The sequence below is a fragment of the Rhodococcus sp. C-2 genome, assembly GCF_027854095.1.
In the GTDB taxonomy this organism is placed as follows: Bacteria; Actinomycetota; Actinomycetes; order Mycobacteriales; family Mycobacteriaceae; genus Rhodococcus_F; species Rhodococcus_F qingshengii.
This window is the reverse complement of record NZ_JAQGFI010000011.1, coordinates 116,653-134,055: the sequence shown is the minus strand read 5'-3', so window position 1 is coordinate 134,055 and position 17,403 is coordinate 116,653. Positions and strand designations below refer to the sequence as shown.

The following is a 17,403-nucleotide window of genomic DNA, read 5'->3' as shown; positions in this document are numbered from 1 at the left end:
TCATGGCACCTCCACTGATCGAACTCTCGGGCATCACCAAGTCGTACGGACCGGTGAAGTCCCTTCAAGGAGTGGACCTTCGGCTGGCGAAGGGTGAAGTACTCGGAGTGGTCGGCGACAACGGCGCCGGTAAGTCCACTCTGATGAAGATTCTCGCCGGTGCGGTTCAGCACGACGGCGGCGAAATGCGCGTCAACGGTGAACCAGTGCGCTTTTCGACGCCTCTCGACGCCCAGCAGAAAAAGATCGGAATCGTCTACCAGGATCTGGCTCTGTGCGACACGCTGGACGTCGCCAGCAACCTGTTCCTCGGCAGAGAACCGCGAAAAGGCCCCTTCCTCGACCGGCATGCCATGCACGAGAAGGCGGCTCACATTCTTGCCGACCTGCATGTCAAGGTGAAGTCGACCTACCAGGAGATCGGGCAACTGTCCGGCGGACAGCGGCAAACCGTCGCGATCGCCCGCGCAGTCTCCTTCCGCCCAGACGTACTGATCCTCGACGAGCCCACCGCAGCGCTTGCCGTCGCCGAGGTCGAGTCGGTGCTCAAGCTGATCACGGACGTCGCAGCGGCCGGCGTGGGCGTCATTCTCGTGACACACCGCCTGCAGGACCTGTTCCGCGTGTGTGACCGAATCACGGTCATGTACGAGGGGCAGAGTGTCGACGACGTTCCGATCGGCGACCTCAACATCGAGTCCCTCGTCGGACTCATCACTCGAACTCCGGTGCCGCAACGGACATCGGCAGCAACACAGGGAGCCACGGCATGACCACTCTCGAGAAGACCCAGGCGCCGATCGAGCGCAAGCTCGCCGCGAAACCCTCCTTGTGGGACAGCGTCAACAAGCCCACCCTCGCGATGCTGGCGGTGACAGTTGCTGTCGCAGCCGTCTTCTCGGCGACCACGTCGTCGTTCCTGACATTCACGAACCTGTCGAACCTGGCAACCCAGATCGCTCCGGTTCTGATCATCGCGGTGGCGATGACTTTCGTGATCACGGCAGGTCAGATCGACCTGTCCGTCGGTGCGATCGTCGCGTTCGTCGCGGCGATGAGTGCCGAGCTTATCCAGGCCGGCGTCGATTCGTCCCTGGTCTTCGTCGCCGCCCCGGTGATGGGTGCGGCCTGGGGCCTGGTCAACGGATGGCTCGCTGCCTATCAGGGTATTCCGCCGTTCATCGTGACCCTGGCGACGATGTCCGTCATTCGCGGTATCGCGCTGTATCGGACCGAAGGATTCTCCGTTCCGGTTCCGGCCGACACCTACTTCGCGAAGCTCGGAACTTCGGAATTCCTCGGGTTCTCCGCCAGCGCCTGGATTGCTCTCGTCGTCGTGGTCATCGGAGCAATTGCGCTCAACCGCATGCGCTTCGGGCGCTACGTCACCGGTATCGGTTCCAACGTCGAATCCGTACGACGGTCCGGTGTCAACACGCGTCGTGTGCTCATGATGACGCTCGTCTTCACCGGCCTGGCTGCCGGCATCGCGGGACTGCTGATCGCGGCTCGACTGGGCTCGGGTTCGGCCAACTCCGCAACGGGATTCGAGCTCACCGTGATCACCGCGGTGGTTCTCGGTGGCACCAATCTCTTCGGCGGTCGCGGCACCGTGATCGGTACCGTCATCGGCGCCGTCCTGACCGGAATCATCGCCAACGGATTGACCCTGCTCGGCGTGAGCCCGTTCCTGACGCCGATCATCACCGGTGTCGTTCTGCTACTGGCCATCTGGATCAACATGCGCGGACACACGCTGAGCGCGCTGTGGCGACACCTGCAGTCCGCACCGTCGGGGCCCGCACGCTCATGAGCAAGGTTCGTACTGTCACGGGAACTGTGGACAGCTCGGAACTCGGACTGGTTCTCCCACACGAACATCTGCACAACGACGTCACCGGTGCGTACACCGAGGCCCCGGATCCGGTTGTGGCACAGCGGTTGGCCGGTCCGGTACGCGCCGAGGATGCCTGGCTTCTTCACGACAATCCGTACTACAGTCTCGACAATTGTCGAGTCGACGACGGATCGGCCGTGGTGGAAGACCTTGCGGACTTCGCCCGCCTCGGTGGTCGGACGATCGTCGATCTGACACCGCCGGGACTGGGCCGGGCACCGGAGAAGTTGGCGGAGTTCTCGCGAAAGTCAGACGTGCGAGTGATCATGGGTTCAGGGTGGTACCTCGAGACGACCCATCCGGTCGAGGTCCACGAACTCGGTGTCGACGATCTGGCAGGTTCGCTCGTCGAGGAGTTCGATCCGGCAAAGGAATTGGCTCCTGGCGTGATCGGGGAGATCGGAGTCTCCCCGCTCTTCACTCAGAACGAGGCGAAAGCGTTGCGGGCGGCATGCATCGCCCAGCGCGAGGTGGACGTGCCCCTGTTCGTCCACCTTCCGGGCTGGCAGCGCGTGGGACATCACGTCGTCGACATCGTGGTCGACGAGATGGGCGTCGATCCGCAAGCAGTGGTCCTGTGCCACATGGACCCGTCCGGACACGACGCCGACTACCAACGATCGCTCGCCGACCGCGGTGTCTTTCTCGAGTTCGACATGATCGGGATGCCTTTCGATTTCCCCGGCGAGGGTCTTTCTCCGCATCCGGCGGAAACAGCCACTGCGGTAGCCGGATTGGTCACCTTCGGTCACGCATCACAGCTCCTGCTCAGTCACGACCTCTTCCTCAAATCAATGCTCAGAAAGCACGGCGGAAACGGATTCTCCTACGTACCACTCGCCTTCGCCGCCCGATTGGTGCGCGCAGGCGTAGATCCCCAGCAAGTGTCCGCATTGATGCGAGACAACCCGAGGTCGCTCTTCGAGCAGGCCGCGAAAGGAAACAGAAGCAGTCATGGGTAAACGAGTACTGATCGCCGGCGAGAGCTGGATGACGACGTCGACGCACGTCAAGGGCGTCGACGAGTTCAGTGTCCATTCCTACGTCGAGGGAGTCGGCCCGCTTCGGGATGCGCTCACCTCACGTGGCCACGACGTGACACACATGCCCGCACACCTGGTGCCGACGCAGTTCCCCGGTACCGCAGAAGCACTGTCGCAGTTCGACGTCGTCGTTCTCTCCGACATCGGAGCGAACTCGCTGCAGCTGGCTCCCGGCGTGTTCGACCAGTTCCGCGCCGGCGAGGATCGCCTTGTCGCGCTTCGTGACTGGGTGAACGCCGGCGGCTCACTGATGATGATCGGTGGTTACCTCTCGTTCTCCGGGTTCCAGGCGCGAGCAGCTTTCCGCCAGACCGCGATCGCCGAGGTACTGCCCGTGACGATGCTGGCCGAAGACGATCGCGTCGAGACACCGGCTGGGATCGTTCCCACCGTCGTCGATGCTGCTCACCCGGCTCTCGGTGGTGCCGGCGATTCCTGGCCGGCGCTCCTGGGATACAACCGCGTCGTCGCGAAGGACGGTGCCGTGGTTCCCGCCACCATCAACGGCGATCCGCTTGTCGCTGCCGGTGAATACGGCGCCGGACGGTCGATCGTCTTCACCTCGGACTGCTCGCCGCACTGGGCTCCGCCGGAGTTCTGTGAGCAGTGGCCCGGATACACCGACCTGTTCGACGGCTTGATCAGTTGGGTCGCCGGCGAATGAGTCGCTCCTCAGACCTGCTCGCGCGGCAGCAGAGTAATCTCGCTGCCGCGCGGGCGGTTCCATTCATCGAGGACACCATCGGCGGGACGTTGAGTGATGAGGGATTCCGCCGGTACCTCGTGATCGAAGAGGCATTTGTACTGACGGCCGTCAAGGTGTTGGGGTTGGTGGTCGCCGAATCCCCGACGCTCGACGACGCGCTCGACCACGTGACGTCGATGTCGAACCTGGTGGGCGAGCAGCGCGAGTATTTCGCGCAGTTGCGTTCCCGCTTCCCGTACGAGGGTGACGCAGCGGCGCTGGTCGAGGAGTCGGCCGTGCTGTCGACGCACGCCTTGACTCTCGCTCGCGAAGAGGGCAGGGCGGCGGCGCTGGTGGGCATGTACGCCGCGGAAACCCTGTATCTGTCGTGGTGCCGGGAGGCGGCGGCAGTGAAGGTAGATCGCGAACCAGCGTTGCAGGACTGGGTGGACATGCATGTCGCTCCGCCGTTCGTGTCTCAGGTGGCAGTGCTGGCGTGCGAAGTGGACGCCATGCCCGAGTCCGTCACCGACGAGGACCTGGATCGGTGGTTCTCGGGCATGCTGGTCGCAGAGATCGATTTTCACAACGTGGTGGTGTGAACCACTGCTGTGCGCCTTTATTAACACCCGGCGGTTAATAAAGGCGCACAGCAAAAGGCCCGTAGGTCGCTTTCGCAACCTACGGGCCTCTTCTTTGTAGCGGGGACAGGATTTGAACCTGCGACCTCTGGGTTATGAGCCCAGCGAGCTACCGAGCTGCTCCACCCCGCGTCGGTGTGAAACCAACAGTACACGACTTCTGGAGGCGCAATTACCACCCCCTGTCACCGGCCGGAGTGGGCGCTTTCCGAGTAGTAACCGCGGATGTGTCCGACTATGCGCTGACGTGCGAGTTCGCCGTCACCCGCGTTGACCGCATCCACCAATCCTCGGTGTTCGTCACGCAGTCGCATGCAGGTGCTCGGCCAGCTGTCGATCTGGACGCCCGCGAGAACGTAGGCCTCGATGGACTCGCGCAGGCCGGTCATCATGGCTGCGATCACCTGATTGCCCGCCGCGTCGGCGAGCGCCACGTGGAACTGTGCGTCGAGTAGCAAGAATTCCTCGGCCGAGAGAGCTGCGTCCTCCATCGAGTCGAGCAGTTCGACGGCCGCGCGGAGGTCGGGCGTCGGAGTCCGCGATGCCAGGGATTGCATCACCTCGGATTCGAGAACGAGTCGTGTCTTCACCACATCCGAGACCGGAAAGCCCTGTGCTGCAACCTGCATCCGCATCAGCATGGTCATGCCGCCGGTCGGTTTGGCGACGATCATCGCGCCGGACGTCGGGCCGGATCCAGTCTGCGCCTTGAGGAGGCCGAGTGCTTCCATGACCCGCAACGCTTCTCGGACCGATGACCGTCCGACGCCCAACTCTGCTGCCAGAATTCTCTCTCCCGGCAGGCGCTGGCCAGGAGACACCTCGCCTGAAACGAGCCGACGTTCGAGGTGGCTCAGTACTTGTTCCCACGCTCGCGGGCTCGGCTCGGTCGGCATGAGGCAAGAGCATAACCGGGAGGACGCCGTTTATGGGGTGGCCTGTCCGGGGATGTATTACTGTGGTCAGACCACACCGACAGATTGCGGGGAACCACATGCGAGTAGCGCTGTTCGCCACCTGCATCGGGGACACGATGTTTCCCGACGCCGTCAAGGCCACCGCCCTCCTGCTCACCCGTCTCGGGCACGACGTCGTGTTTCCGTCCGGGCAGACCTGCTGCGGGCAGATGCACGTCAATACCGGCTATCAGCCGGGCGCACTACCGCTGGTCGCGAACTACGCCGATACTTTCGGTGATGCGTCGATCGACGCCGTTGTCGCACCATCGGGGTCGTGCGTCGGCTCGGTCCGTCATCAACACGAGATCGTCGCCGAGCGCTACGGCACCGCGTCGCTGTGTGGACAGGTGCAGACCGTGAAGGCAAAGACGTACGAGCTTTCCGAATTCCTCGTGGACGTTCTCGGGGTCACCGATGTGGGCGCGTACTTCCCGCACCGAGTCACCTATCACCCGACCTGTCACTCACTGCGCATGTTGAGGGTGGGGGACAAGCCACTTCAGTTGCTGCGCAACGTCCGCGACATCGATCTGGTCGAACTCCCCGAAGCAGATTCCTGCTGTGGATTCGGCGGCACCTTCGCCATCAAGAATGCGGAGACTTCGACGGCCATGCTGGCGGACAAGATTCGCCACGTTGCGGACACCGGCGCCGAATTCTGCAGCGCCGGAGACTCGTCCTGCCTCATGCACATCGGCGGCGGTATGTCACGACTGCAGATGGGCGCCAAGACCATTCACCTCGCGGAGATTCTGGCGTCGGTGGAAAGCCGGGTGCCCGCATGAGCGCTGTGACGCTGGGTCTGCCCAGCTTCCCGCCGAGGTCGCCCGAGGGTGCAGGGTTCCTGCGAGGTACTGAGAAATTCCCCGTCGCAGCACATCACGAGCTGGCCAACGCGCAACTGCGACGCAATATCGGCAAGGCGACGCACACCATCCGTGCCAAGCGCATCAACGTGACTGGAGAGCTTCCCGATTGGGAAGACCTGCGTGATGCGGGTTCGGCGATCAAGGCCGACGTCATGGCGCGGTTGCCGGAACTGCTCGAACAGTTCGAAGCTGCAGTCATCGCGCGCGGTGGGCAGGTGCATTGGGCGGCAGATGCCAACGAGGCCAACGCCATTGTGACCGAACTTGTCAAAGCCACCGGCTCCGACGAGGTCATCAAGGTCAAGTCGATGGCCACGCAGGAGATCGGTCTCAACGAGCATCTCGAAGCCCACGGAATCGCCGCCTACGAGACCGATCTCGCGGAATTGATCGTCCAACTCGGCCACGACAAACCGTCGCACATCCTGGTTCCCGCGATCCATCGCAACAGGTCCGAGATTCGGGAGATATTCCTGCGTGAGATGCCAGATGTCGATCCGAACCTCGGGGAGAACCCGGCCGAACTTGCCGCCGCTGCACGAAAGTTTCTACGCCACAAGTTCATGACGACGCCGGTCGCCGTCTCCGGCGCCAATTTCGGCATCGCGGACACGGGCACTCTGACCGTCGTGGAGTCGGAGGGCAACGGGCGAATGTGCCTGACGCTGCCGAAAACACTGATCACCGTGATGGGCATCGAGAAGATTCTGCCGACGTATCAGGATCTGGAGGTCTTCCTGCAACTGCTGCCGCGGTCCTCGACGGGGGAGCGGATGAACCCGTACACCTCCATGTGGACCGGCGTCACGCCCGACGACGGTCCACAGGAGTTCCACCTGGTCCTCCTCGACAACGGTCGGACTGCCGCGCTTGCCGACAAGATCGGGAGGGAAGCCCTGAGCTGCATACGGTGCTCGGCGTGTCTGAACGTGTGCCCGGTCTACGAGCGCACCGGCGGTCACGCCTACGGATCGACCTATCCGGGACCGATCGGCGCGGTGCTGACTCCGCAGCTCGCGGGCATGCATGGCAAAGACGATCCCAACTCGACGCTTCCCTTTGCCTCGAGTCTGTGCGGTGCGTGCTTCGACGCCTGCCCGGTCAAGATCGACATACCCTCGCTGCTCGTCGAATTGCGGCACCAGAAGGTCGAGCAATCCGGTGTCACAGCAGAGTCTTTGGCGATGAAAGCCGCCTCTCTGGCGATGTCGACCGAGGGACGGTGGACGTTGGCTCAGAAAGCTGCCGGGCTCGGACGCGTCGTGGCCGGCAGGAAAGGGAAGATCTCTACGTTGCCACCTCCATTGAACGGTTGGACAGCTGCCAGAGACATTCCCGCACCGCCCAAGCAGACCTTCCGATCCTGGTGGGACTCCGACGAAGGCCGCGCGGCATTGGACGAGGCTCGTCGTGACGGGAAGGCAGACAGATGAATTCACGTGACGTGGTGCTCGGACGCATTCGTGATGCCATCACCTTGGCGCCCGCCCGCGAAGGCGAGATACCGCGAAACTACCGGACTGGCAGAACCATGTCCGACGAGGAACTCATCGATTTGTTCGTCGACCGTCTGGTGGACTACAAGGCGCACGTTCACCATTGCGCTGCAACAGAAATCGCCGAGGCCGTCGCCGGAATACTGAGAGAGCACGGACTACACACTCTGGGGATCCCCGCCGGCCTCGACCGATCATGGGTAGCCGGATTCGACGGAACGCTGGTGGTGGACAGCCCGGACGTACCGGCTCCTGAACTCGAGAACCTCGACGCCGTTGTCACCGGCTCGAAGGTATCGTGCGCCGAAACCGGCACCATCTTCCTCGACGCCGGTCCATCGCAGGGACGCCGTGCGTTGACACTGGTACCGGACACACACATCTGCGTCGTGTATCGCAGCAGTGTGGAAGTGGGAGTGCCGGAGGCGATTGCGAAGCTGACACCGGAGCGCCCCACCACCATGATCAGCGGCCCGTCGGCGACCTCCGACATCGAACTCGAGCGCGTCGAAGGTGTCCATGGTCCGAGGAATCTTCACGTCGTCATCGTCGACGGTTGATTCCCGTCGAGCGGGAACTCACAGGCAGGCGGCCTCATCAGCGTCTAACGTCCCGGCCATGACACAACTGTTGGCAGGCAAGGTCGTTTTCATCACCGGTGCAGCGCGGGGTCAGGGACGCAATCACGCGATTCGACTCGCGCAGGAAGGTGCAGACGTCATCGCTGTCGACGTGTGCGCGTCGGTGTCCGAAGACGTGGGTTACGCGGCCGCGACTGAAGCCGACCTCGAAGAAACGGCTCGTCTCGTGCGAGCGGAGGGGCGCGAGATCGTCACCGCTGTAGCGGACGTCCGTGACCTTGAGGCGCTGCGGGCGGCGGTGGCGTCGGGCGTCGACAAGTTCGGTCGCCTCGACGTCGTGATTGCCAATGCGGGCATCGCTACGTGGAACCGTTTCTGGGAGATGCCTGAAGAACAGTGGTCGACGCTGGTGGACATCAATCTCAATGGTGTCTGGCGCACGATGACAGCTGCGGTTCCTGCAATGATCGAAGCCGGCAACGGTGGTTCCATCGTGATTGTGAGCAGTGCTGCCGGCGTCGCCGAAGCGCCCGGCTGCGCGCACTACTCGGCGGCCAAGCACGGCCTCGTGGGTTTGGCTCGCACTGCTGCAACAGAATTGGGAAGCTTCGACATTCGAGTCAACACCATCCACCCTGGCGCGGTGGAGACCGAGATGGGCAACGATCCCAACGTCGGTAAGGTACTCACTACTCATCCGGAGTACATGAACTCGTACAAGTGGCCGCTCACGTCCGTCCCGCGCACCACCGTCGAGGACATCTCCAACGCCGTCGTCTACCTCGCGACGGACCTCTCCCGCGCGGTCACCGGGACGAAGATCGTCATCGACATGGGTCAGACGATGGCGTAGTTGCGCTCAGAGGAGATTGAACTGCGCGACCTCGATGGTGTTCTCGACTGCCTCCGATAGTGTGCGAATACGTTCGTCGGCGCCTGGCGCGGTCAAAATCGCCAGGCGATCGGCGTCACTCATCGGAATGCTCCTGGCGAGGGCATACAGCCGAGAACCCAGCGGATCCAAGGGATCCGGTGGGACGGGCATTCGCGGAGTCTGTTCGCCGGCCCGAAGTGCGAGCTTTCCCAACATTCCGTACATGAACTCGATGCGCTCGAGGAGCGAGTCGTATTCGTAAGCAGTGACTGGTGTTCCGTTGTTCTCGTCAGGCCACAATTCGACCTCGGCAAGTGGGTAGGGATCGTCCGGCAGCCATCGATTGACCCGGATGCGGTCTTCGGTCCGGCAATACAACTGATACCGCCCGGCACCCATGGCGACATGAGACTCGATCCGAGCCAGAGTGCCGACGTCGTGACGTGATTCGCCGCCACCGACCTCGTGGCCACGAGCGATGAGCACTACTCCGAACAGTGGGCCGTCGGCAGCTTCGAGAACGTTCTCGACCAGTGCGCGATACCGAGGTTCGAAGATGTTCAGGGGCAACACCTCACCCGGTAGCAAAGCGGAGCCGAGCGGAAACATGGGGAAGATGGGCATCAGGGGATTCTCAACCTCGGAATCGGAGGGGCGGGGAAATCGCCGGGGCGATCGATTTCGGCGAGCAGGTGCTCGGACCACGTCAGTAGACCGGGGATATCGAGGCCGTGCGGACTCTCGACCTCGTAGTGCCTGATGCGGTCGTGACCCTGGCCGAGGAGTGAGACGGCGCCGGTGTTGTTGCCCCGAAGCAGATGGGTGAGCCCGACGGCCAACTGAGCCAGTCCCTGCCACAGGTCACGTTCCTCGGGCGGCGCGCTTTTCCACGTTCCTTCGAGAATCTCGTGTGCGTGGAAAGGCATGCCGTGGTCGAGGAGGCGCTGCGCCTCGGTGATCGACTCGTCTGGTGGCAGGCGTACATCGTCCGGAATGCGCGGGACACCGCCCGCTGCGTCGCGTGGCAGTGGACGTCCGAGTCCGTCACGGGGCCGCGAATTGAGGGGTTTCCCAGCGGCGTCCCGGTCGCGTTCGGTCATACACTCAGCCTAACGGCAGCGCCTCGGACGAACCCGCCAAAAGTTTTTTCGAGTCGCCTGTCGATTCCGGGGAGAACCGTTCGTCGTCATGTTGTAAGGCAGGAAAGCCGCAAGAAAAACAACAGACCAAGGAGTCAGTCATGAAGTACATGTTGCTCATCTACACCGCACCCGGCGGAGACACCGAACCCCAGTGCACGTTCGAGGACTGGCAGCAATACGACAAGGAAATGAAGGATGCCGGGATCTGGGTGTCCGGCGATGCCCTCGCCGATCTGACGACTACGACGACGGTTCGGGTCTCGCAGTCCGGAGAAAAGACCGTCACTGACGGACCCTTCGCTGAAACCCGTGAGATCCTCGGCGGCTACGACGTCATCGACGTCCCTGATCTGGATGCGGCGCTGGCCTGGGCCGCGCGGTGCCCCGGCGCGCGCGACGGCGGCAGCGTCGAGGTGCGTCCACTGGCCGGGTTCGGGGACTGATTCGCCGTGGACGAGCAGGCCGAGAACTCCATCGAGTCAGTGTTCCGGGAGGAACGCGGACGACTCTTGGCCTCGCTCGTCCGCCGCTTCGGTGATCTGGATCTGGCCGAGGAAGTCACCTCCGAAGCCGTCGAGGCCGCGTTGGTGCACTGGCCCGTGGACGGAGTGCCGGCTAAACCCGGCGCCTGGCTGCTGACCACGGCGCGTCGTAAAGCCGTCGACAGGCTTCGTCGTGATCAGGCCTATGCGGCGCGATTGGCGGTGATGCAGGTGGACGCCGATCGTGCCGACCCGGCGCCGCCCACGGTCGACGGAGAACTTCCCGACGAGCGGTTGCAGCTGTTCTTCACCTGCTCGCACCCAGCGCTGGCCGAGGACGACCGAATCGCACTCACCTTGCGTTGCCTCGGCGGGTTGACGACGCCCGAAGTCGCTCGGGCCTTCCTCGTTCCTTCGGCGACGATGGCGCAGCGGATCGTGCGCGCGAAGAAGAAAATCCGTCAGGCTCGGATTCCCTTCCGCACTCCCAGCGCCGAAGAACTCCCGGAACGTTTGCCCGGTGTTCTGCAGGTGATCTACTCGGTGTTCACCGAGGGGTACGCAGCGAGTTCGGGTCCGGATCTGCAACGCGTCGACCTGGCGGTGGAGGCGATCAGGCTGGCGAGGATCTTGCGCGCATTGCTTCCCGATGAGCGCGAGATCGCCGGGTTGCTTGCATTGATGCTTCTCGTCCACGCGCGTCGGGATGCCCGTACCGACGCCGCCGGCGGGATCGTCCTCCTCGAAGATCAGGATCGCGGGTGCTGGGACCAGCCGATGATCGAGGAAGGCAGCGACCTCGTCGTAGTCGCGTTGACCGGGGGAGCGCCGGGGCCGTACGGGGTGCAGGCCGCTATCGCCGCATTGCACGACGAGGCCGCCGATGTGGAGAGCACCGACTGGCCACAGATCTGCGCTCTCTACGGAGTGCTCCTCACGCTGACTCCGTCGCCGGTCGTGGCCGTCAATCGGGCAGTAGCGTTGGCGATGCGCGACGGCGAGGAAGTCGGGCTGACTGCGCTGGAGGAACTGGCAGCGGAGCCCAAACTTGCCGACTACCATCCGTATCACCTTGCACGAGCCGAACTACTTGCTCGGTTGGGGCGCACCGACGCAGCGGCATCCGCGTACCGACAAGCTCTGAAACTCGTTGGTACGGAACCGGAGCGGGCCTACCTGGAGCGTCGGTTGGGTGAGATCTCCGACTGATCGGCGCCTCAGACCAATTCGAGTCTTCGGGCCATGTCGGACACGAAAACACCTGTCGGATCGATATTTCTGCGTATCTGGATCCACTCGTCGATTCGCGGATACATCGAGTGGAAGCTTGCTGCGGTAGTCCGAGAGTCCTTGGCGGTGTAGAGGCGACCGCCGAATTCGAGTACCCGTTTGTCGAGGGAGGCGACGAACTCACCCAGGCCTGACTTGATCGGGAAGTCGAAGGCGACGTTCCACCCGGACATCGGAAAGCTCAGTGGCGCTGCGTTTCCCTCGCCGAAAAGTTTGAAGACGTTGAGAGCTGAGTAGTGTCCCGAACGCTGGATATCGCGGATGATGCTCTTGAATTCGTCCACCGCGTCGACGGGCACCACGAACTGGTATTGCAGGAATCCCTTGGACCCGTAGGCACGGTTCCACTCACCGATGAGGTCGAGCGGATGGTAGAACTGCGTCAGGTTCTGCACCTTCCCGATGTAGTTGCCACCAGTGCGGTAGTAGAACTCGCCGATCGCTGACGCCGATAGCTTGTTCATCAAGCCGTTGGGGAAAACATCCGGTGTCGTGAACAGTTGTGGTGCATCGAATTTCAACGGATTCTTCTGCAATTTCAGCGGAAGCTGGTCGACGGTCGCCAACGAACCACGCGTAATCGAGGCCCGGCCGAGCTTCGGCGGCGCACTGACTGCATCGAACCAGGCGCTCGAATACGTGTAGTCGGCTTCGCTGCCGTCGCTGTGAAAAGCGACGGTTTCGTCCAGGCCTGCGGTCAGTGCGCCGTCGTTGACGAAGTATGCCGTTTCGGTCGGTGTCATCTCGAGGGTGACGCGCAGGATGATCCCGGTCAGTCCGATCCCGCCGACGGTAGCCCAGAAGAGTTCGGATGTCGGGCCTTGCGGCTCCAGTGTTCGGATACTGCCGTCAGCAGTGAGCAGATCCATCGAGCGGACATGATTTCCGAAGCTGCCCTCGGTGTGGTGGTTCTTGCCGTGAATATCGCAGGCGATCGCTCCGCCGATGGTTACCTGGCGTGTTCCGGGGAGTACCGGTACCCAGAGACCGAATGGTAGCGCCGCGCGCATCAGCTGATCGAGAGAGACTCCCGCGTCCATCTCCACGAGACGGGACTCGGCATCGATCTTGTGAATTCGACGGAAGGCGGTCATGTCGATGACCAAGCCGCCGGTGTTCTGCGCGTTGTCTCCGTAAGACCGGCCCAGACCACGAGCGATGACTCCACGTCGGAGGTGCAACGGCTTGTCCGCGTTGTCTTCTGCGACGCGGGCGACGGCCTTTGCGATCGCCTCTACATCAGGAGTCGAAACGACATGCGAGGTAGTTCGGGCTGTGCGACCCCAACCGCCGAGGACGGTGGACGCAGCGGTTGGCAGATCGGTGGCGTAGTCGGACACGAAATCCGAGGGTACCTGTTTGCGGACCAACTGGTCTGAAACTGATGGATGCTCGGTTCGCCTATCGCGGGACGTCGAGATCGAAGTACAGGGTCTCGGACCAGTAATCGAGGCCGAGTTCGCGTAGCGGTTCCTCGACGCTCTCCTGAGTCGGCGTGAACAGTCGCTCCCAGAAGCGCGGCTTGGCGGGTGCGAGTGTGGCCAGCGCCGCCTCCATCTCGGCGTCGATGTCCGCCAGACCGGTCATCAGGGCCGTGCCCTGTTCGGCGAACGGTTCGTCGTCCATGTCGAAGATCTCGCCGCACTCGAGGACGAAGTAGTGGTCGGGTTCGGTGTGGCTGCGCAGGAAACGCAGCGCATCGCCGGCCATCGTGCCGAGTTCGGGGTGATCGATTCGGCCGAGGAAGTCTTCGAGCCGGGCGATACCAGGACCACAGGGCGCGGTGACCGCGATCAGGTCGGGGGTGTCGTCCCAGATGATCGACTGTTGGGCGAAGGGATTCACGGACACAAGGATCCTCGGGACCAGCGGTATCGCGTACGACCACTCGGAGATACCGGTGAGACCTCGGGCGCGAGCGGCAGCCGGATTCTCATGCGGAGCAACAGGAGTCGAGTAGAGATAGGTGCGGTTGGCCACTGGCCGAGTCCTTTCTGCGGTCGGGACCTGCGACGCGCGCGATCTAGACCCATACGTCGAAATGCCTTCAAAATGTGTCGGAGCGTCTCGTAGGGCCTAAGTCATCTCTGTCACATTCGCAAAGGTGCAGTGCGACGCGCAATTTCTCGGATTCTCAATTCTCCGAGTTGAATTTGAAGAGAGCGGTCAACTTCATCCCACACCGGCCGTGCGAACCATCGAACGCATCTGACAGGGCCCCACAATATTCTGTCTGGACGCGACAAACTCACCAGGGCGGCCGAGATCAGAGGAAATGCACCAAAAACAGCGACTGTCCAAGTGCTAGGGAGGTCAGCGACAAAGAACAGGGTAATGAATGCGACCCATAGCAGCGCGTAAAACTTCGAAGTTGTTTCCAGTTTCCACCGCCGTGTGGACCGATACACCGACCACCGTAAGTGGGTAAAAAACCAAATAGCTGAAGTAGCGATAATCGCAGAAGTAAACGACCAACCGAAGGACTTGGGCTCAGAGGCAGGGGCTAGCAGAATTACGCTGTATGCGAGGGACGCGAACAAGAGCGAGACGGCCAGGCAGTGCACAATAAGTATGAAAACTGATCGAAAGTTTCGTGTGGATACTGAGGCTGACATGCCGAAAACCTCTTGCCGACGATTTTCAAGCTGGTTGATCTTTTGGTTGATTTGGCTGATGGACCGGCGACGCATCGCTGCATTGTCGGTCTTAAGCCTGATCGATGCAGTCAGCACCAAGCAGCCGAACGCAACGAGTGTCGATAGCACAGCGACGCCTGTGGCCAGCCTGGGCACTCCGATCGTTGAGGGCCAAGCCACCAAAGAAACCGTGAATGCAACCATCGACGATACCGCCGAAAATCCCGTTAGCACCGCACTCCAGAAGTTTGTTTCGACCTGATCGATTACGCTGCGGCTTGGAGTCGCGAAGCTCACCGAGATGGTAATGGTAGCGATCAAACCGAGGACTGCCAAAGAAAATGTCAGCGATGTCCCTGGGTCGACCCAACCGGTCACGTTGCTCAACCACTTGTCGATTTTGCCTTCGGGGGCTGATTGTGGCCAACCTTCGGCCCACAGAATGGCCGTGCAGAACAAGCTCAGGATAGTGGTGGACACTAGTCCCCACCAAAACCTCCCGCGCGAGAATTTGTGAGCCGCGTCGATAGATTCCGCCGGTGGCAATCGAAATTGACCAGAGTCTTCCTGTTGCGTCGACGAGCGGACGTTATGTGCAAACAACCTATCCTGCCGTTGATACGCGCGCCGAGCGTTCAGCGCCGCAAGTATCGCCACACCCAGAGTTGCGATGCTTGCCGCCCTGCGAGATCTAGCCGTTTCCATGTGTGAAACCTCAACAACGACCCCTCATCAGTACATGTCGGTATATCCGTGCGGAGCGAAGCTGGCTCTCTACGGGCCCCGGATCCCATTTGCTGTGGCCGACGGTATCCGAAGAAACGTCTAATCAACCACCGGCAATGTCTCACTCGACAGCCAGAATCAGCGCAATCCGAACACAAGGGTGTCGGACTAGCTCGCGCCCACCATCCTCAATGCCAGGTCTCCGTACAGTTTTCCGATGTCTTCCGGATTCGTGTAATTGCCGGCTGGGAACCAGCGGCACACGTCGACGCACAGGGACATCAGGGCGAGGGTGACGCCTTCGGCATCAGGGATCGTGAAGTCGCCCGACCGGACGCCGGCGTCGACAACCTCCCGAACCACCCGCGTCGTGCTGCGGCGAAGAGCGACGACGGTTCGGTAGTGCTCTGGTGTGAGGGCAGTGAGTTCGTACTGGACGACGCGAGCGAGTGAGTGGTGCCCGGCCTGCCAACTGGCGAAGGTGCTGATCAGTTCCTGCAAGCGAACGGACGGTTCTTCACCAGGTCGGTCGGCGCCCTCGACCACCTTCAACGCTTCGGTGTGGCCTTCGAAGCTGATCGCGAAAAGCAGCTCTTCTTTCGAGCGGTAGTGCGGGTACATGGCGGCGGGACTCATGTCGAGTCGCGCGGCGATGTCACGGGTGGTGGTGCCGCCGTAGCCCGCGGAGGCAAAAGCGTCCACGGCTGCCGCGCGGATACGGGCCGCAGCTTTGGAGGGGCTGATCACCACGTCAGGTGAATCGCTCACGGTTTCCTCCATGTGTGACGGATTTCGATGTTGACAATATCCCGCTCTCGATTCACCATAAGCAGGTGCTTAGATTCTAAGCGAATGCTTAGGAACATCGTTACGTGTGGCTTTGCCACGCCGAAAGGAAGCAACTCGTCATGCGTCGCACTCTGTACGGACCCGATCACGAGGCATTTCGCGAATCTGCTCGCGAATTCGTCAACCGGAACATCCTTCCGGTCGCAGAGAAGCTGATCGACCAGCGCTTCATCGATCGTGAAATCTGGCTCGAAGCGGGACGCAACGGCTTCCTCGGACTCGAGGTTCCGGAGGCGTACGGCGGAAGCGAAGCCGGCGACTACCGCTTCAACGCGGTTCTGGCCGAAGAGCTCTCGCGCGCCAGTGCAGCTGTTGCCTCGAGCTTCGGCATTCACGCCGACGTCGTTGCTCCCTACCTCGTTCAGCTCACCACCGAAGAGCAGAAGCAGCGTTGGCTGCCCAAGTTCTGCACCGGTGAGATGCTGACGGCCATCGGCATGACCGAGCCTTCCGGTGGATCCGACCTCGCCTCGCTCAAGACCACTGCGGTCAAGGACGGCGACGACTGGATCATCAACGGCTCCAAGACCTTCATCACCAACGGCTACAACGCCGACCTCGTGATCGTGGCGGCTCGGACCAGTCCCGAGAAGAAGTCCAAGGGCATCACCCTCTTTGCCGTCGAGACCGGCATGGAAGGCTTCGAGCGCGGACGCAAGCTCGACAAGGTCGGCCAGCACGAGTCCGATACCGCCGAACTGTTCTTCGAGAACGTTCGCGTGCCGTCCACCAACATCATCGGTGAGATCGACCGCGGCTTCATCCACATGATGGAAATGCTGCCGCAGGAGCGCGTCGGCGCTGCGGTGTCCAACATCGCGCACGCCGCTCCGATCCTCGAAGAGACGCTGCAATATGCCAAGGACCGCAAGGCTTTCGGTCAGCCGATCGGCTCGTTGCAGTGGAACAAATTCCTTCTCGCGGATCTCGTCACCCGCATCGAGGTCACCCAGGCCTACGTCGACAACTGCGTCGCGGCACACGCTGCCGGCGAGCTGACCGCCATCGACGCCGCCAAGGCTAAGTGGTGGACCGCGCAGGTGCAGAACGAGGTCCTCGATCACTGCGTTCAGTTGCACGGTGGCTACGGCTTCATGACCGAGTACCGCGCCGCTCGCGCGTGGATGGACGCCCGCGTCACCAAGATCTGGGCCGGATCCAACGAGATCATGAAGGAACTCATCGGCCGCGATCTCGGCCTGTAATTTCGCAACTGCAGTCGATACGTCACTG

The 17,403-nt window shown here is 62.1% G+C and carries 19 protein-coding genes and 1 tRNA gene; 13 read left to right on the top strand and 7 right to left on the bottom strand.

From position 1 onward, the window contains the following. The first annotated feature begins 2 nt into the window (after window positions 1-2). From PCS43_RS23090 to PCS43_RS23070, 5 genes are read left to right on the top strand one after another with little or no spacing between them, the layout of a single operon-like run. Complete coding sequence (locus PCS43_RS23090) at window positions 3-773, top strand: ATP-binding cassette domain-containing protein (protein ID WP_003939830.1); 771 nt, start codon at window positions 3-5, stop codon at window positions 771-773. After that, window positions 770-1,813 carry an ABC transporter permease gene (locus PCS43_RS23085; protein ID WP_007730024.1) on the top strand — a complete coding sequence of 348 codons (1,044 nt, stop codon included), beginning with the start codon at window positions 770-772 and terminating at the stop codon, window positions 1,811-1,813. The genes PCS43_RS23090 and PCS43_RS23085 overlap by 4 nt, the downstream gene beginning before the upstream one ends. Further along, a complete protein-coding gene (locus PCS43_RS23080; RefSeq protein WP_270923122.1) occupies window positions 1,768-2,859 on the top strand; it encodes a phosphotriesterase family protein in 1,092 nt (363 codons plus the stop codon). Before PCS43_RS23085 ends, PCS43_RS23080 begins: the two co-directional genes overlap by 46 nt. Continuing rightward, window positions 2,852-3,604: a glutamine amidotransferase gene (locus tag PCS43_RS23075; protein WP_003939869.1), complete on the top strand. Its 753-nt coding sequence runs from the start codon at window positions 2,852-2,854 to the stop codon at window positions 3,602-3,604. The genes PCS43_RS23080 and PCS43_RS23075 overlap by 8 nt, the downstream gene beginning before the upstream one ends. Continuing rightward, window positions 3,601-4,227 carry a TenA family protein gene (locus PCS43_RS23070; protein WP_058037937.1) on the top strand — a complete coding sequence of 209 codons (627 nt, stop codon included), beginning with the start codon at window positions 3,601-3,603 and terminating at the stop codon, window positions 4,225-4,227. The genes PCS43_RS23075 and PCS43_RS23070 overlap by 4 nt, the downstream gene beginning before the upstream one ends. A 97-nt stretch (window positions 4,228-4,324) precedes the next feature. Here PCS43_RS23070 and PCS43_RS23065 read toward each other — a convergent pair. Together PCS43_RS23065 and PCS43_RS23060 are read right to left on the bottom strand one after the other, a co-directional pair. After that, window positions 4,325-4,398 (bottom strand) — tRNA-Met (locus PCS43_RS23065). Between the two features lie 53 nt (window positions 4,399-4,451). Next, window positions 4,452-5,162 (bottom strand): FadR/GntR family transcriptional regulator, encoded by a 711-nt coding sequence (locus PCS43_RS23060; protein WP_042446958.1) that lies wholly within the window; start codon window positions 5,160-5,162, stop codon window positions 4,452-4,454. Window positions 5,163-5,260: 98 nt separating this feature from the next. Here PCS43_RS23060 and PCS43_RS23055 point away from each other — a divergent pair, with 98 nt between their 5' ends. Genes PCS43_RS23055 through PCS43_RS23040 form a run of 4 tightly spaced genes read left to right on the top strand, consistent with a single transcriptional unit; the run spans window position 5,261 to window position 9,024 of the window. Then, a complete protein-coding gene (locus PCS43_RS23055; protein WP_058037936.1) occupies window positions 5,261-6,010 on the top strand; it encodes a (Fe-S)-binding protein in 750 nt (249 codons plus the stop codon). Then, complete coding sequence (locus PCS43_RS23050; RefSeq protein WP_058037935.1) at window positions 6,007-7,527, top strand: LutB/LldF family L-lactate oxidation iron-sulfur protein; 1,521 nt, start codon at window positions 6,007-6,009, stop codon at window positions 7,525-7,527. Before PCS43_RS23055 ends, PCS43_RS23050 begins: the two co-directional genes overlap by 4 nt. Further along, window positions 7,524-8,150, top strand: coding sequence for a LutC/YkgG family protein (locus PCS43_RS23045; protein WP_058037934.1), 627 nt, complete (start codon window positions 7,524-7,526; stop codon window positions 8,148-8,150). Before PCS43_RS23050 ends, PCS43_RS23045 begins: the two co-directional genes overlap by 4 nt. Window positions 8,151-8,208: 58 nt before the next feature. After that, window positions 8,209-9,024, top strand: a complete 816-nt coding sequence (locus PCS43_RS23040; RefSeq protein WP_007730029.1) for a mycofactocin-coupled SDR family oxidoreductase — start codon at window positions 8,209-8,211, stop codon at window positions 9,022-9,024. 6 nt (window positions 9,025-9,030) lie between these two features. Here PCS43_RS23040 and PCS43_RS23035 read toward each other — a convergent pair whose 3' ends face one another. Together PCS43_RS23035 and PCS43_RS23030 are read right to left on the bottom strand one after the other, a co-directional pair. Beyond that, a complete protein-coding gene (locus PCS43_RS23035; RefSeq protein ID WP_209909960.1) occupies window positions 9,031-9,669 on the bottom strand; it encodes an LON peptidase substrate-binding domain-containing protein in 639 nt (212 codons plus the stop codon). Continuing rightward, on the bottom strand, window positions 9,669-10,145 hold the full coding sequence (locus PCS43_RS23030; protein WP_003940372.1) for a DUF309 domain-containing protein: 477 nt from the start codon (window positions 10,143-10,145) through the stop codon (window positions 9,669-9,671). Before PCS43_RS23030 ends, PCS43_RS23035 begins: the two co-directional genes overlap by 1 nt. Window positions 10,146-10,285: 140 nt before the next feature. Here PCS43_RS23030 and PCS43_RS23025 point away from each other — a divergent pair, with 140 nt between their 5' ends. Continuing rightward, the gene (locus tag PCS43_RS23025; protein ID WP_007730031.1) at window positions 10,286-10,630 is read left to right on the top strand and encodes a YciI family protein; all 345 of its coding nucleotides are present in this window, start codon (window positions 10,286-10,288) and stop codon (window positions 10,628-10,630) included. A 6-nt stretch (window positions 10,631-10,636) separates the two neighbouring features. Further along, entirely contained in the window at window positions 10,637-11,878 is a 1,242-nt protein-coding gene (locus PCS43_RS23020) for an RNA polymerase sigma factor (RefSeq protein ID WP_003940594.1), read from the top strand. A gap of 8 nt (window positions 11,879-11,886) precedes the next feature. On the opposite strand, the gene PCS43_RS23015 is transcribed toward PCS43_RS23020, so the two are convergent. Then, window positions 11,887-13,299 carry an FAD-binding oxidoreductase gene (locus tag PCS43_RS23015; protein WP_125052069.1) on the bottom strand — a complete coding sequence of 471 codons (1,413 nt, stop codon included), beginning with the start codon at window positions 13,297-13,299 and terminating at the stop codon, window positions 11,887-11,889. Window positions 13,300-13,360: 61 nt separating this feature from the next. Then, window positions 13,361-13,939: a DUF7822 domain-containing protein gene (locus PCS43_RS23010; protein ID WP_209909957.1), complete on the bottom strand. Its 579-nt coding sequence runs from the start codon at window positions 13,937-13,939 to the stop codon at window positions 13,361-13,363. A gap of 633 nt (window positions 13,940-14,572) precedes the next feature. Between PCS43_RS23010 and PCS43_RS23005 the strand changes: the two genes are divergently transcribed. Further along, window positions 14,573-14,857 carry a hypothetical protein gene (locus PCS43_RS23005; protein WP_139182788.1) on the top strand — a complete coding sequence of 95 codons (285 nt, stop codon included), beginning with the start codon at window positions 14,573-14,575 and terminating at the stop codon, window positions 14,855-14,857. Between the two features lie 632 nt (window positions 14,858-15,489). Here the strand turns inward: PCS43_RS23005 and PCS43_RS23000 are convergent. Then, window positions 15,490-16,089: a TetR/AcrR family transcriptional regulator gene (locus PCS43_RS23000; RefSeq protein ID WP_238592626.1), complete on the bottom strand. Its 600-nt coding sequence runs from the start codon at window positions 16,087-16,089 to the stop codon at window positions 15,490-15,492. Window positions 16,090-16,229: 140 nt separating this feature from the next. On the opposite strand from PCS43_RS23000, the gene PCS43_RS22995 reads away from it, so the two are divergent. Continuing rightward, window positions 16,230-17,375, top strand: coding sequence for an acyl-CoA dehydrogenase family protein (locus tag PCS43_RS22995; protein ID WP_007730036.1), 1,146 nt, complete (start codon window positions 16,230-16,232; stop codon window positions 17,373-17,375). Window positions 17,376-17,403 lie beyond the last annotated feature (28 nt).

Excerpts from the sequence above, each read along its gene's own strand:
- PCS43_RS23025 (WP_007730031.1), top strand. The coding sequence starts at position 10,286 with ATGAAGTACATGTTGCTCATCTACACCGCACCCGGCGGAGACACCGAA.
- PCS43_RS23070 (WP_058037937.1), top strand. The coding sequence starts at position 3,601 with ATGAGTCGCTCCTCAGACCTGCTCGCGCGGCAGCAGAGTAATCTCGCT.
- PCS43_RS23090 (WP_003939830.1), top strand. The coding sequence starts at position 3 with ATGGCACCTCCACTGATCGAACTCTCGGGCATCACCAAGTCGTACGGA.
- PCS43_RS23040 (WP_007730029.1), top strand. The coding sequence starts at position 8,209 with ATGACACAACTGTTGGCAGGCAAGGTCGTTTTCATCACCGGTGCAGCG.
- PCS43_RS23045 (WP_058037934.1), top strand. The coding sequence starts at position 7,524 with ATGAATTCACGTGACGTGGTGCTCGGACGCATTCGTGATGCCATCACC.
- PCS43_RS23035 (WP_209909960.1), bottom strand. The coding sequence starts at position 9,669 with ATGCCCATCTTCCCCATGTTTCCGCTCGGCTCCGCTTTGCTACCGGGT.
- PCS43_RS22995 (WP_007730036.1), top strand. The coding sequence starts at position 16,230 with ATGCGTCGCACTCTGTACGGACCCGATCACGAGGCATTTCGCGAATCT.
- PCS43_RS23005 (WP_139182788.1), top strand. The coding sequence starts at position 14,573 with ATGCCGAAAACCTCTTGCCGACGATTTTCAAGCTGGTTGATCTTTTGG.
- PCS43_RS23050 (WP_058037935.1), top strand. The coding sequence starts at position 6,007 with ATGAGCGCTGTGACGCTGGGTCTGCCCAGCTTCCCGCCGAGGTCGCCC.
- PCS43_RS23030 (WP_003940372.1), bottom strand. The coding sequence starts at position 10,145 with ATGACCGAACGCGACCGGGACGCCGCTGGGAAACCCCTCAATTCGCGG.
- PCS43_RS23060 (WP_042446958.1), bottom strand. The coding sequence starts at position 5,162 with ATGCCGACCGAGCCGAGCCCGCGAGCGTGGGAACAAGTACTGAGCCAC.
- PCS43_RS23075 (WP_003939869.1), top strand. The coding sequence starts at position 2,852 with ATGGGTAAACGAGTACTGATCGCCGGCGAGAGCTGGATGACGACGTCG.
- PCS43_RS23085 (WP_007730024.1), top strand. The coding sequence starts at position 770 with ATGACCACTCTCGAGAAGACCCAGGCGCCGATCGAGCGCAAGCTCGCC.
- PCS43_RS23055 (WP_058037936.1), top strand. The coding sequence starts at position 5,261 with ATGCGAGTAGCGCTGTTCGCCACCTGCATCGGGGACACGATGTTTCCC.